This window comes from Nocardia sp. NPDC005745, from assembly GCF_040630775.1.
GTDB lineage: Bacteria > Actinomycetota > Actinomycetes > Mycobacteriales > Mycobacteriaceae > Nocardia.
On record NZ_JBEXYF010000013.1, the window covers coordinates 168,451 to 182,066 of the forward strand.

Genomic DNA, 13,616 nt, shown 5'->3' on the forward strand with positions numbered 1-13,616 from the left:
GACGCGCGCTCAGGGCGCGGCGGCGAGAACTTCGTCGGCGATCTTCTCGTCCAGCGTCACCCGCACCAAGGCGGCGGCGAGTTCCGCCGTGTGGTGATCCGGCGCCAGCCGCGCCAGTCGGTCGGGATCCTCCGGCAACTGCACGCGCTTGGCACCGCGCAAAGCCCGTTCGTCGAAATGCGGGCGGACCCAGGTCCAGATGTCCTGGATCTCGCGCAGGAAGATATGCGCCCCGGTCGGACCGATGCCGTCGAACTCTTGGAGCAGATCCGCGGCTCGCTCAGGGTCGTTGTCCGCTTTCTTCGCCAGTTCCCGCAGGTCACCTTGGTAGCGGTCGAGCACGCGCGTGGCGTTGTGGTGCAGCCTGGTGGCGGTGCTCTCGTCGTAGCGGCGATAGTTCGCCCGCCCCAGCGCGTCGACCAGTTCCTGCCACTCCGCGTCGGCCACCCGGTGCGGCGTCCGGTAGCCGCTGCTGATCAGCTCTCGCGTGGCCCCGATCGCGATATCGGCGGAAATGCGGGTGCTGAGCAGTTGGGAAAGCATGAGCAACTGGAAGAGCGCGGCCGGTTTGTCATCGAGCGTGATGCCCGCTTCCTCGGCATATCCCGTGCCCGCGCGGACGAGCAATTCGTGTACGACGTCCTCTTGGCTCATCGTTACCTCCTCTCGCTACCAAGGCGCATACCCGGCCCCACGGCGACTACACCGCTCACTGGCAGCGGAATGCGCCCGTCCGCGCAGGTCACGGCGCTTCGGAGGTGGCGGTCAGCGGCTCATTCCGGCAGCACGCTCAAGGTGCCCTCCGCGCTGCGGGCGGCGGTCAGGCAGGCCGTGGCGGTGAACTGGTCGGCCAAGGGGTGGCGCGCCCGGGCACGCCATTTCCGGACCGCGGCCACCGCTTGTGCGCGCTGGGCGGGGAACGGCGCGTCGGACGGAAGGCCCAGACGCAGGTGGGGTGCGATTCCCGAGCCGCCGATGAGGCGATGGAGTTCGGCGAGATCGTCGGCGGGCAGCGCCAATTCGTCGGTGCGCAGGCGGCCGAGCAGACGCAGCTCGGCGAAACCGTGCACGTCCGCGAGCAAGGTGCGCACCCTGGGCAGCAGGCGATCGGCCGGGGTGCCACGGTAGGCGGTCAGCACCCTGGCCAGCGCGGTGAGCGCGGAATGCGCTTTGAGCTGGTCGGCGCGCTGACCGAACTGCACGTCGAGCACCGAGCGCAGTTCGTCCACTCCGCTGCGGCTGGTCAATTCCTCGGCCAGCGTGGCCGAATCGCGCACGCCGAGCCGGATCAGCGTGACCGCCATGCGAATGCCGAACAACCCGAACCGCTCGGCGAGCTGCGCACGCAGCTCCGGCGGCACCGGGAGCGGCATGTCGGCGCGCGCGAAACGATCGGCGGAGAGCAGCGCCGCGCTCAGTTCGTCGACCGGCACCCCCGCCAGCGTCTCGAACGCCGCGAACTCCTGCTGACGCAGCGTCGCCGCGGCGAACGCGAGCAGTCCGGCGACCGGGATCACGGCCTGGCACAGCCCCGTCCGCTCCAGCTCCCCGGCGAAACGCGTTGCGACATCCCGTGCCGAGTGCAGCGCGTCGATCCGGCCCGCCCCGATCTCGTCGGCCCGCGACACCACGCCGACGATGCCGAGCGGACCGGGCGCCCCCGGCCCGCCGTTGGCCGCGACGGTTCCCGCGCCCACACGCTCGAGGAACTGCACGTCCGTCGCGTCCAGCCTGCGCAGCAGGTACACGACGGCGTCGGCGCCCGGGATCGCGATGCCCTGCTCGGTTCGCTCGTCGTCCGCGCCCGGCGTCAGCAGACGCGCGGTGCGCCGCGACACCTCGCGCGACAGCGAGGACGTGCCGGGGGTGTCGATGATCGTGGTCTGCGTGAGCGCCGCGGCGGGCCACTCGACCTCGAGATGGTCGACCTCGCGCGCGGCCGGTGCGTTCCAGTTGAGCCGGTCCAGATCGAAGGTCAGCCCGTGCGTTCCGCTGCCGCGCCGGACCACGACATGAGCGCGGGCGCCATCGGGGGCGTAGGCCGTCACGCTGGGTGTCGATCCGTACCGATACCAGGTGACCACCCTGGTGCACTCGGTCGCGTCGGTGGGCGCGATGTCTTGTCCGACAAGGGAATTCAGCAATGTGGATTTGCCCGCCTTGATCGAACCGGCCAGCGCGACGCGCAACGGCTGGTCCAATCGGCGGGCACAATCGGCCAGCAGGGCACGCGGGCGTGGCTCGCCCGCCAGCGCCGCCTGCGCCGCGCCGACCAGCCGATGGGCCTCGGCGACGATTCCCGGCACCGGGCCACCATCACGTCTCACGGGGCTACCGTACCGGCGGGTCCCATCGGTAGTGCGGTCTGCATGGCATCGGCGTATCGGCGCAGTTCCGCGACCACGCGCAGCTGCTGTTCCAGTTGCGCACCGCGTTCGGCCCGGCTGGTGGCGACCATGGACGCCGCCTCCTGCGCGGCCCGCAGCGACTCGTCGATCGAGCGAAGGCTGCGTTCGGCGACGCCCGCGTAGTGGTCGCGCAACGCGCGATGGATGCGGTGCAGCCGGTCCTTCGACTCCTTGCCCGCCTGGAACGCCACGTCGTCCACGAAGCGGCGCACCGCCGCCTTCGCCTCGTTGCGCCGCTTGGCCAGCCTGGCCTGCTTGTCATCCCGGAAAGCCTTGCCGCCCACGATCAATCCCGCGCCGATGGAGATCGGGTTGAGCATGGCCAGTCCGGCGAAAGTACTGGCCAGCCCGACCATGAGCACACCGCCGTATGAACCGCGCATGCCGACGAGCAGCTTGCTGCCGAAACCGATGTCGGGTTCCAGATCGGCGAGCGTGCCGGAGAGGGCGCGGCCGGAGTCGGCTCCGGCGCCGGGGCGCACGTCCGGCAGGTCGACGGCGCCGAGTTCGGAGAAATGTTCGGCGACACGCTCGGCGAGTTGGACAGCCCGGGAATGGGTCCACAGCAGGTTGTCGCCGAGGGCCGTGTCGACGGTGCCGGTGAGGTGTTCGGCGATGCGGTCCCAGTGCCTGCCCGGGTCGTGCTCGTCGATCCATTCCTCGGTGGTGCGGGCGAGGTTGCGCAGACGGTCGCGCAGATCGTGGTCGACGTCCCCGGCCAGGTCGGTGATGCCATCCGCGAGCGTCTGCTGCCATGCGGCGGTCCTGCGGTGCAGTTCCTCTGCCGAGGCGCGGGCGGATTGCAGCTCGCGCACCGCCGCCGCGCCCTGCGCCGGATCGCGGATCGCGACCAGCTCGCTGCCCAGCGCCAGCGCGAGATGCTCCGCCGCGGAACGGATATCGCGGGCCACGGCGGCCCGGGTGGCCAGCTGGTCGCGCGCCACGACCTGGTCGCGCAGAAATGTGTAGAGCACGCCGAAGCCGGATTCGACGCCGAGCTGCTGGTCCTGCAATCGCATCGCGTGGCTGCGCAGCAGCGACGACACCGGGATCATCGGCACGTCGAGGCGGGCCCGTGCGAGATGGTGCAGATCGGCTTCGTGCACCTGCCGCCAATGCGGGTACAGGTCGGTCTTGGTGAGCAACAGCGCGACCGTCGGGCACAGCTCTCGCACCTGCCGCAGGAATGCCAGTTCGGGCTCGGTGAGTTCGGTCGACGCGTCCGACAGCACCAGCACCGCGTCCGCGGCGGGCACCATTCCGAGCACGCCCGCCGCGTGGGCGTTGCCGTGTCCGCCGACGCCCGGGGTGTCGATCAGCACGATCCCGTCGGCCAGCAGCGCGTTGGGTATCTGGACCTCGAGGCGCACTATCCGCCGTCCCTGCGCGAGCGGTGAGCGCTGATCGATCGCGCCGATCTCCGAGATCGGCACCGCCACCCTGGTCTCCGCGCCGCTGGAATCGCCGTGCGCCGCGAGCACCAGCTCCGCGCGCGGCTCAGCGCCGTGCGCGAGCAGCATCGGCACCGTGGTGGTGGCGTCGTCACCCACCGGGCAGATGTCCAGGTTCAGGAGAGCGTTGACGAAACGGCTCTTGCCCTGGTCCAGCTGTCCGGCGACGACGATGCGCCTGCGCGGGTCACGAACCCGGTCGGCCGCCACTTCCAGGCGGCCGACCAGATCGTTGCGGCCCGCGGCACGGGCCGCCGCGATGGTTTCACCGAGTACCGAGAGCAGCGGTACCGCCGGTGGAGTGGCGTTCGGCGCGGGCGTCCCCATCGCGGTATGGACCTCTTTCCGTATTACCGGGCAACTGTCAGTGCAGGAATGTATCGCCACCCAGGTCGGCGCCCGCCGAACCACCGAACTCCGTGCTCGCGTGGCTCTCTCCGAACAGGCCCGCGTCGGTGTCGCCGCCGCTGTCCAGGCCCGACCCGAAGGCGCTCGACACATCCAGCGAGGACCAGGTGTGCGCGGTCGAGCCGACACTGCCGCCGAGACCCGCGCCGGTGTCCACCGCGCCGTGCGCCGCCCCGCTCGCCGAACCCGCCATTCCGGCGCCCGCGTCTACCGCGCCACCGACGGCCGACTGCGCGGTACCGCCGAGACCAGCCCCAGCGTCGAGGCCCGAGGACGCGTGCGAGCCGATGCCGCTGTCCAGACTCGAACCGACGTGCGCACCCGCACTCGACGCGCCTTCCAGACCGCTCGACAGGCCCCCGCCCACGTTGCCCGCGGCGCCGAGACCAGTGGACAGGCCGCTCTCCAAGCCCGCGCCTGCGTGGCCTGCCGCGCCGACACCGGTCGACAAGCCGCTCTCCAAGCCCGCGCCTGCGTGGCCTGCCGCGCCGACACCGGTCGACAAGCCACTCCCCAAGCCCGCGCCCGCACCGACCGCGCTGTCGATTCCGGTCGAGAGGCCAGAGCCCAGCCCGGCGCCCGCATGCGCACCCGCATCGAGCCCGGCCGACAGACCCGAACCGAGACCCGCACCAGCCTGAGCACCGGCATCGAGTCCGGCCGACAGGCCCGAACCCAGTCCGGCACCCGCCTGAGTTCCGGCGTCGAGGGCGCCGGTGAGTCCGGTTCCCAGGCCGGTACCGGCGTGCACCGCACCGTCCACGCCGGTGGACAGCCCACCGCCGAGGCCGGTGGACAGGCCTGTCTCCAGTCCGGTCGCACCGTGGACCCCGGCATCGAGCGCCCCGCCGAGCCCGCTTTCCAGGCCCGCGCCGCCCTGCACGCCGGTGTTCAGCGAACTCTCCAGTCCGCCACCGAGTTCCGCTCCGGTGCTCACGGCAGCGCCCAGACCCGTCGCGAGCCCGGTCTCGAGACCCGCCGTCGCTTGCGTTCCCAGATTTCCGGCTCCGCCGACGGCAGAGGAGAAATTGCTTCCGAGTCCGGCGGCCGCATTACCGGAGCCTTGTGCCGCGGGGCCGATTCCGCCGGTGAGCCCGGCCGTCGCCTGGCCCGCGGCGCCGAGCGCGCCGCCCAGACCGGTCTCCAGACCGGAACCGATCTGCGCACCCGCGTCTGCCGCACCGTGCAGTCCGGTGGAAATCCCGGCACCGGCCTGCCCAGCGGCGCCGAGGCCTGCGTTCAGACCACTCGCGGCGTCCACAGCGCCCCCGAGACCGGCACCAGCCGAGCCGCCCGCATTCAGCGCCGCATCGGCAGCGCCTTGCAGGCCACCACCCACACCGGCACCGAGACCAGCCGTCAGATCAGTCGCCGCACCGGCAACGCCACCCGCCGCGCCGTCGAGGCTCGCACCCGAGCCGGTCGCCGCGTCGACAGCGCCCCCGAGACCCGCACTCAGACCGGAGGAGAGGTCCGCGGCGCCACCCACCGTGCTCTCGAAGCCACCGGTCAGGTCAGTCGCCGCACCCGCGGCGCCGCCCAGACCCGTGGCGGCATCCGCCGCACCACCGATTGCGCCACCGAGACCGGTCGCGGCATCGACGGCACCCTCCAGACCCGCGCCGAGCCCCGTGGTCACGTCGGTCGCCGCGCCCAAACCACCTTCGAGACCCGCGCCCACTCCCGTGGAGAGGTTCGCGGCACCACCGATCGCGCTTTCGAAACCGGCGGTCAGATCGGTCGACGCGCCGGCGGAACCTCCGAGACCAGCACCCAGACCCGTAGTGACGTCCGCCGCACCAGCAACCGCGCCCTCCAAACCCGCGCCGAGCCCGGCACCAGCCTGCCCACCGGCGCCCAGGGCCGCATCCACACCCGTGGTCAATCCACCAACCGCGTCGACTGCGCCCTCGAGACCCGCACCCACACCGGTCGCCGGATTCGCTGCGCCTCCGACGGCACCTCCCAAACCCGCGCCGAGTCCGGTTGTCGCATCCACCGCGCCGCCGAGCCCGGCACCCGCCTGTCCACCGGCGCCGAGCGCCGCGTCCAGACCGGTCGTCGAACCACCGACAGCGCCTTCGAGACCCGCGCCGACGCCGGTTGCCAGATCCGCCGCACCACCCACCGCACTGTCGAAACCGGCGGTCAGATCAGTCGCCGCACTCGCGACACCCCCCAGGCCCGTGGTGACATCCGCCGCAGCACCGACCGCGCCCTCCAAACCCGCGCCGAGCCCGGTCGTCGCATCGACGGCACCGTTGAGACCAGCGCCGAGGCCCGTGGTCGCATCGACAGCGCCCTCCAGACCCGCGCCGAGGCCCGCGCTCACATCGGTCGCCGCGCCGAGACCTCCCTCGAGGCCCGCGTTCAAGCCGGTGCTGATGTCCGCCGCGCCTTCCAGACCTGCGCCGAGACCCGTGGTGATGTCCGCCGCGCCACCGATGGCGGTTTCCAGACCGGCACCGAGTCCGGTCGTCGCGCCGACAGCGCCTTCGAGGCCCGCGCCCACACCGGCGCCGAGGTCGGCGCCCGTCTGCGCGCCGCCGCCGAGGCCCGCGGTCAGGTCGGTTGCCACGCCCGCCGCAGCTTCGAGGCCCGCGCCGAGCCCGGTCGCCAAACCGGTCGTCGCGTCCACGACGCCGCCCAGGCCCGCGCCGAGACCAGCGCCCGCCTGCGCACCGGCGCCGAGCACGGCATCCACACCCGTTGTCAAGCCGGCCGCCGCGTCAACCGCACCCTGGAGTCCAGCGCCCAGGCCGGCACCGAGGTCCGCTGCCCCGTTCACCGCGCCCTCCAGCCCGCCGCCCAGGCCCGCCGCCGCGTCCACCGCGCCTTCCAGGCCCGCGCCGAGTCCGGCGCCCACTGCCGCGTCGATACCGGTGGAAAGGCCGGTGCCGAGTCCTGCGCCGATGTTTCCCGCGCCTTCGGCGTCGGCGTCCAGGTCGATACCCCCGCCGATGCCACTGATCACCTGCGCGCCCGCACCGAGCAGGCCGCCCACGGCGGCGGACAAGTCGGCGCCCGCGCTCACCACGGTGTCGAGCCCCGCGGCCAGTCCCGCGCCCAGACCGGCGCCGAGTTCCAGCCCGGTCTCGATCGCGGTGTTCAGGCCCGCACCGACGTCGACGCCCGTACCGATACCCAGGTCGACGCCGCCGCCCGCCCCGAGGTCCACTCCGAGATCAGCACCCAGGTCGACTCCGGCATCCGCCACTGCCGCCACACCCACGGTGCTCGCCGCGCCGACCGCGGCGGCCGCACCGGTCTGTGCGCCCACCGCCACGATGGACTGCAACTGGGAACCGCCGGTCACCAGCGCCGACTCCGCGACCATCGGAGCGCAGAGGGCGATGTCCTCCGGCGTCACCGCGCTCAGGCCCGCGGCGGCCAGCGCCTGGGTCGGGTTGGCGCAGTAGGCGACCGCGGCTTCGTGGTTCCGCAGCAGATCGAGGATGAACTCCAGAATCGCATTGGGTGTCATGAGAATCTTCTCCTGAGTCCCGGCGGACCTCGCTGATCCGCAGTCGTTGGAATGCAAATCACGCTAGGAGCGCATCCCGTTACGCCGAAACGGGGCGAACCCCTACGACCGGCCGGGGGCACCCGATAGGGGCCGGAGCGGAATTAGGGGAATTTCCCTAAACGATCCCCTAACGAGGTAACGGCTGATGGCCAGCAACCGACAGAACGGTTGCGTCGGCAACTACAACGCCCAGCGCACCAGCTCGGACACACAGCAGCGACACCGGACCAGACAGTTTTTCGAACGGGGTTCTCGAATGACACAGCGCCTGGCGCTCGGCATCACTGTCGGGGCGTCGAATTCGGTCGCCGTGGCGGCAACGGAAGAGGGCGACGACGGCCTCGGCCCCTCCGGCGGCGGATATCTACGCTCGCATCCGAGCGTGTTGCGGCTGTCGGAGGACATGGCGCCCACGCTGGGCGCGGGTGCGCGCTCCACCGGCCGCCATTCCAGCGACGTCCTGCTGGAAGGCTTTCTCGCCAGGGTCGGCGATCCGGTCGGCATCCTGGCCGAGGACGGCTCCTCTTATTCCGCGCCCGACCTGGTGGCGACCGCGATCGGATGCCTGGTCGACGAGATCGCCGCCGAGACGGGACGAAGCGGCGCCCAGGCGACGGTCGCCTGCCACCCGGCGTGGTGGTCGCGGCACACCGTCGACATCCAGCGCGACGCTTTGGAGCGAGCCGGGCTCGGCGAGGTGACGCTGGTGCCGGAGCCGACCGCGGCGATCCGCTGGCTCGACGCCGCGCACGGTTGGGCCGACGACGGCGCGGTGATCGTCTTCGATCTCGGCGCGACCGGCTCGACCGTCTCGGTGGTACGCACCGGCGAGCACGCCAGCCTGCTGGGCACGCCGCTGCGCAACACCGACGTCGCCGGCGCCGAATTCGATCTGCTGACCATGCGCTATGTCCTGGCAAATGCGGTGCTCGCCGCAGATTTCGATCCGTTCGATCCAGTGGTGGAACGCGAATTGTCGGCTTTGCGTGAGCGCTGCAGAAAAGCGAAAGAAGAGCTTTCCATAAACACCGCGACGGTTGTTCCGGTTCGGCTGGACCCCGCGGATCCGCACGGCACCGTACGGCTGGTGCGCGGTGAACTGGAAGACCTGCTGCGTGGACCGCTGTCGAGTGCGATGGACCTGATCCGCGACGCGGTGCACCGGGCCGGGCTCGACATCGGCGATGTCGGCCGCGTCCTGCTCACCGGTGGGGGCGGCGCGATCCCCCTGCTCGCCGAACTGGTCTCCACCGAATTCGGATTGCCCGTCGTGGCGGCTCCCGATCCGGAGCACACCACCGCCCGCGGCGCCGCGCTGCTGGCCGCCGATCTGCTCGCCGCCGAGACCGACCAGCTCCCGTTGGTCGACCCGGTGGCCGAGGACGAGACGGTGCCGCAGCCCAGAGCGCTCCCCTCGGCGGGACTCGCGGCGTTGCCCGAGGAACGTCCCGCCCGCCGTCGCGCGCTGACCAGCAGGCAGCGCCTCGCGGTCGTGGCGGGCACCGCGGCCGCCATCGGCCTGCTGGCCACCGGCACCCTGGCCCTCGGCACGGGCATCCAGTCCGGCCCGAGCACTCCCGCCTCGACCGAGCAGTCCTCCACCGGCGCCGCACAGGTCGCCGCGACGCCGGGAGCGCGGACGAGCGACCCGTCCGCACCGTCCGGCGTCGCCGCCACGGACTCCGCGAGTTCGCCCGGGCGGCCTGGCACCGGGACCTCGCAGGCCGGTTCGCCAACGTCCCCGGCCCAAGGCACCACCGTGGCGGTGGTGAACAGCGAGCAGAGCCCCGATCAACCCGCCCCTGCCCCCGCCGCGGACTCCCCGGCGCCGCAACCCGCGCCCCAGCCGCAATCCCAGCAGCCTTCTCCCGCTCCCGCGCCCGCACCGGCGCCGGCGCCCACCAACCCGTCGCCGCCCACCCAGCAGCAGCCGCGGCCCACCCAGCCCACCGCGCCGAGCCTGCCGACCGGCGTGCTGGGCGACACCCTGGGCACGGTGCTTCGCGCCCCCGGCGAGATCCTGGGAGGCTCCGGTGGCTGATACCGCCTTCGACACCCTCCCGTGCGCCCGCGACATCTTCCGTGATCTGGATTCCGCCGACGACCAGCCGGTGGTCTACCTGATCCGCGGCCGGTCCCAGACCGGCAAGTCGACACTGCTCGCGGAGATCCGGGCTCGCCTGCGCGCCAGGGGCGTCCCGCTACAGGACGACATCGCGGCTCTCCAGCACGCGCGCGCGGGCAACGGCGCGCATTCGCTGACCCGCACGCCGGCCACGGTCGCGGGCGGCGCGGCAGGCGTGACGACCGATACCGCCCGCCCGGCCCTGATCATCGACAACGCCCACACGCTCGGCCGGCTCGATCTCGAATATCTCTGCGCCGTGGTGGAATCCGGGCAGCGCACGATGGTCATCGCCGCTCAGCCCCGCCCGCACGATCCGCGTCTGCGGATGCTCGCCGACGCGGTCGCCCGGCGCGGTCGCGTCGTGGACCTCCGCCCGCTCGGCGTCGCGGACATGGCGCCGTTCGCCAGGGAACTGGGCATGATGGTGCCGCGCCAGGTCGCTCAGCACATCCACCTGCAGACCGCCGGTATCCGCGGCGGTGTGGTGGCGGCGCTCACCGCCGCGTGTTCGGCGCGCCTGGACGCGGGCATCTCCGCCGTCGACACGGCCGTCGCCGCGTGGGCGCGCGGGTTGCTGGACAACCTCGAGCCCGACCTGCTGGAGACCCTGGTGGTGGCCACCACGGGCACGGGTCTGGATGCCAGCGAGCTCACCGAGGTGCTCGGCGTCGACCAGTCCGTCGCGCAGGATCTCATCGACCGAGCCAGGGCCAGCGCCCTGGTGACCGATGCCGACCTGCTGCTGGAACCCGCCGTCGCGCCCCTGCGCACGCTGCTCGGCGACCGCAGGTTCGTCGCGGTCGAGCGCCGGTTGCTCGGCGCCCGGCTGGAGGCCGGCCTGCTGCGCGACCGCACCGCGCTGCAACTGGCCGAGTCCGGCGTCCGGGACCCTCGTCTGGCCGACTTCCTCGTCGGCGCTGCGGAGCAGGCGGGCCGCGACGCGGTTCGCTACTACGCCGCCGCCGCGGCCGCCGGAGCCGAACTCGATCTGATCGCGCTGCGCTGGGCCGAGGCCGCGGCACGGACCGGTGACGGCGATACGGCCATGCGGCTGGCCGAGCCGATGCTTGCGCGTTCGGGCAGCACCGGTACGGAACTGGCGACGGCGGTGCGGATCTGCGCGGCGGTGCTCACCCGACGTGGCCTGGTCGGTCGCGCGGCGCAGCTGTACACCTGGCTCGGCGGGCACCGGGTCGGCCCCGACTGGGCGATCGGCGCCACGGTGTTGTGCCTGGCGGGCGACGTGCCGGGCGCAAGGGAGATGTCCTCCTCGTCGACGAAGTGGCCGCCCACCGAGGCAGGCGCGCACGCGCGGCTGATCGCGACCGCGCTCGCGGACACCATCGAACCGGGCAACAACACCGCGGCGGCGGTATCGGCGCTGGTGCAAGCCGCGCACGCGGACGCGGGCGTGGACCGCTTCCTGCCGTGCACGGCGGCCTCCATCGCCACGCTGCTCTCGCTGGGCACCGGCGAGCCCCGCCGCGCCCAGGACGCCTTACGGCGGGCCACCGCGAGCGGGCTGCGCTGCCATCAGCTCGACGTGCTCGCGGCCTGGACGGCGATGCTCGGCGGCGACGAGCGCGCCGCAGCGGCGACCGTGGCCGCGCTGGACCACGACCGGCTCGACCTGCGCGACCGGCTGCTGGCGCACGGCGTCGCGGTCGGCCTCGCCCGGCGCAGCGGCGATCACACCGCGCTGGCGCGCGCATGGCAGGAGGCGTATCCGCTGTTCGACGACGTGCAGGCCGACCTGCTCGCGCTGCTGCCGATCGGCGAATTGTGGCTGGCCGCCATCCGGATGCGCGACGAACGCCGCATCACGCCCCTGGTGGACGCGGCGCTCGCGCTGCTGCATCGCTTGAACGATCCGCCCGCGTGGTCCAACGCCTTCCACTGGTACGGCGTGCAGGCCGCGATCGCGCACGAGAGCCCCGAGGCGCTGTTGCCGCACGCGCGAGCGCTGAAGGCCGCGGCCGAGGCGGGTGACCGGCACGCCGCCGTGCTCGCCGACGCGGGCCGCACCTGGGTGCTCGTGCTGCGCGGCCAGGTCGCCACCGCACCGGTCCACGCGGCGGTCGCCGCACTCACCGAGATCGGCATGACCTGGGACGGCGCCCGGCTGGCCAGCGAGGCGGCGCTCGCGGCGCCCGACTCCGCGACGGCCACCGCGCTGCTGAAACTGGCCCGCACGGTCCGCGCCGACGCCCGTCCGCAGGAGCCGCAGCCCCGGCCGCAGGCCCCGGCCGCCGCGAACGGCGAGGCCGCGCCGCCGCCCACGCCGCCGCAGGCCACGATCCTCAGCGAACGGGAACGCGAAGTGGCGGAACTGGTTCTGCTCGGACTCACCTATCGCGAGATCGGTGCGCGCCTGTACATTTCGGCGAAGACGGTCGAGCACCACGTAGCGCGCATCCGACGCCGGGTCGGTGCCCGTTCCCGTTCGGAGCTATTGTCGATGCTCCGCGCCATGGGACACGGTTCGCTTCTGGTGTGACCGGGCGCGGTTCATCAGCGGGAACGCCGAAGCAAGGTAGGTGAGATGGCCACTGGGGTGGGCCTGCGCGTCGCCGAGGACGAGTGCACGGCTGTCATCGTCACCGACGGTGACGAGGAGCCGCGGTACATCGTCCGCGAGTCGATCCTGCACATGTCCGAGGACGGTGACGCCGCGTTGGGCGGTCCCCCGCCCACCGGATCCCATTCGATCACCGGTTTCGTGTCCGCCATGGGCGACCCTGCGGGCATCCGGGTCGACGACGGCGAGGCCTATCGCGCCGAAGATCTCTTCGCCACCGCGATGTTCTGCCTGATCAACCTGGCCGCCGAGCATCTCAGCGGTCCGGCCGAGTTCTACGCGACCTATCCGCCGGACTGGCCCGCCGAATACGTGCGCTCTCTGCGCGACGCGCTGGACTACCTGGGTCTGCGCTCGGTGCTGCTGGTCAGCGAGGGTGAGCTGCCCAGCGCCGAGACCGGAGCAGGCGGTCCGTCGTTCGCCTACGACGCGGCCAGAGGGGCGCTGGCGGCCGTGCTCGCCACCCCCGCGGGCGCCACCCCGCCGGACCCGTCCACCGCGGAGAACTCCACGGTGGACACCATCGTCATCCCCGCTGTGCCCGCCGCCGACGCGCAGCCGCAGGCGTACTCGGCGGCCATCCCGATCTCCGGGCCGGTCGCGACCGCCGAACCGGAACCGGCCGAGAAGCAGTCGCGGCCAACGGTTCCCGCGAAGGATCCGAGGCGTACGCCGCTGCTGATCGCGTGCGCCGCCGCGATCGGTCTCGTGCTCGGCGGCATCGTGATGGCCATGCTGTTCCGCGACGGGGACGAGACACCGGTGCCGCCGCTGCCGGACGCCAAGTCCGAGCCGACGTCGGTGAGTCCGGCCCCGCCTCCGCCGGTCGTCACCACCACGACGCCCACCACCGAGCCCGAGCCGCCGGTGGTGATCACCGAGACCACGACGCCGGAGCCGACGACCACGACGCCGCCGCCCACCACCGAGCCGCCGAGCACGACGCCCACCACGACCACGCGGACCACGACCACGCGGACCACTACGACCACGACCAACCCGTTCGGGCAGCAGCTGCCGCAGATCCCCACCATCCCCGGCATGGGAATACCGAGTAGTCGGTGATTAGTAGCGTCCCAGTCGGGTTTGTGGCTTAGAGTGTTGCGCTGACCGTGTT

The 13,616-nt window shown here is 72.5% G+C and carries 7 protein-coding genes; 3 read left to right on the forward strand and 4 right to left on the reverse strand.

The genetic code is table 11. The annotated features are described in order from the left end of the window. Nucleotides 1-9: 9 nt before the first annotated feature. The 4 genes from ABZ420_RS16310 to ABZ420_RS16325 all read right to left on the reverse strand — a co-directional run bounded on the left by ABZ420_RS16310 (nucleotide 10) and on the right by ABZ420_RS16325 (nucleotide 7,751). Complete coding sequence (locus tag ABZ420_RS16310; protein ID WP_357122818.1) at nucleotides 10-654, reverse strand: endonuclease; 645 nt, start codon at nucleotides 652-654, stop codon at nucleotides 10-12. A gap of 119 nt (nucleotides 655-773) precedes the next feature. Next, nucleotides 774-2,327, reverse strand: a complete 1,554-nt coding sequence (locus ABZ420_RS16315) for a dynamin family protein (protein ID WP_357122821.1) — start codon at nucleotides 2,325-2,327, stop codon at nucleotides 774-776. Next, the gene (locus tag ABZ420_RS16320; protein WP_357122824.1) at nucleotides 2,324-4,186 is read right to left on the reverse strand and encodes a dynamin family protein; all 1,863 of its coding nucleotides are present in this window, start codon (nucleotides 4,184-4,186) and stop codon (nucleotides 2,324-2,326) included. The genes ABZ420_RS16315 and ABZ420_RS16320 overlap by 4 nt, the downstream gene beginning before the upstream one ends. Before the next feature lie 37 nt (nucleotides 4,187-4,223). Next, nucleotides 4,224-7,751, reverse strand: a complete 3,528-nt coding sequence (locus tag ABZ420_RS16325) for an IniB N-terminal domain-containing protein (RefSeq protein ID WP_357122827.1) — start codon at nucleotides 7,749-7,751, stop codon at nucleotides 4,224-4,226. Between the two features lie 298 nt (nucleotides 7,752-8,049). Between ABZ420_RS16325 and ABZ420_RS16330 the strand changes: the two genes are divergently transcribed. Genes ABZ420_RS16330 through ABZ420_RS16340 form a run of 3 tightly spaced genes read left to right on the forward strand, consistent with a single transcriptional unit; the run spans nucleotide 8,050 to nucleotide 13,564 of the window. Continuing rightward, nucleotides 8,050-9,834: an Hsp70 family protein gene (locus ABZ420_RS16330; RefSeq protein ID WP_357122830.1), complete on the forward strand. Its 1,785-nt coding sequence runs from the start codon at nucleotides 8,050-8,052 to the stop codon at nucleotides 9,832-9,834. Further along, nucleotides 9,827-12,418 carry a LuxR C-terminal-related transcriptional regulator gene (locus ABZ420_RS16335; RefSeq protein WP_357122833.1) on the forward strand — a complete coding sequence of 864 codons (2,592 nt, stop codon included), beginning with the start codon at nucleotides 9,827-9,829 and terminating at the stop codon, nucleotides 12,416-12,418. The genes ABZ420_RS16330 and ABZ420_RS16335 overlap by 8 nt, the downstream gene beginning before the upstream one ends. Nucleotides 12,419-12,463: 45 nt before the next feature. Beyond that, complete coding sequence (locus tag ABZ420_RS16340) at nucleotides 12,464-13,564, forward strand: hypothetical protein (RefSeq protein ID WP_357122836.1); 1,101 nt, start codon at nucleotides 12,464-12,466, stop codon at nucleotides 13,562-13,564. Nucleotides 13,565-13,616: the final 52 nt, after the last annotated feature.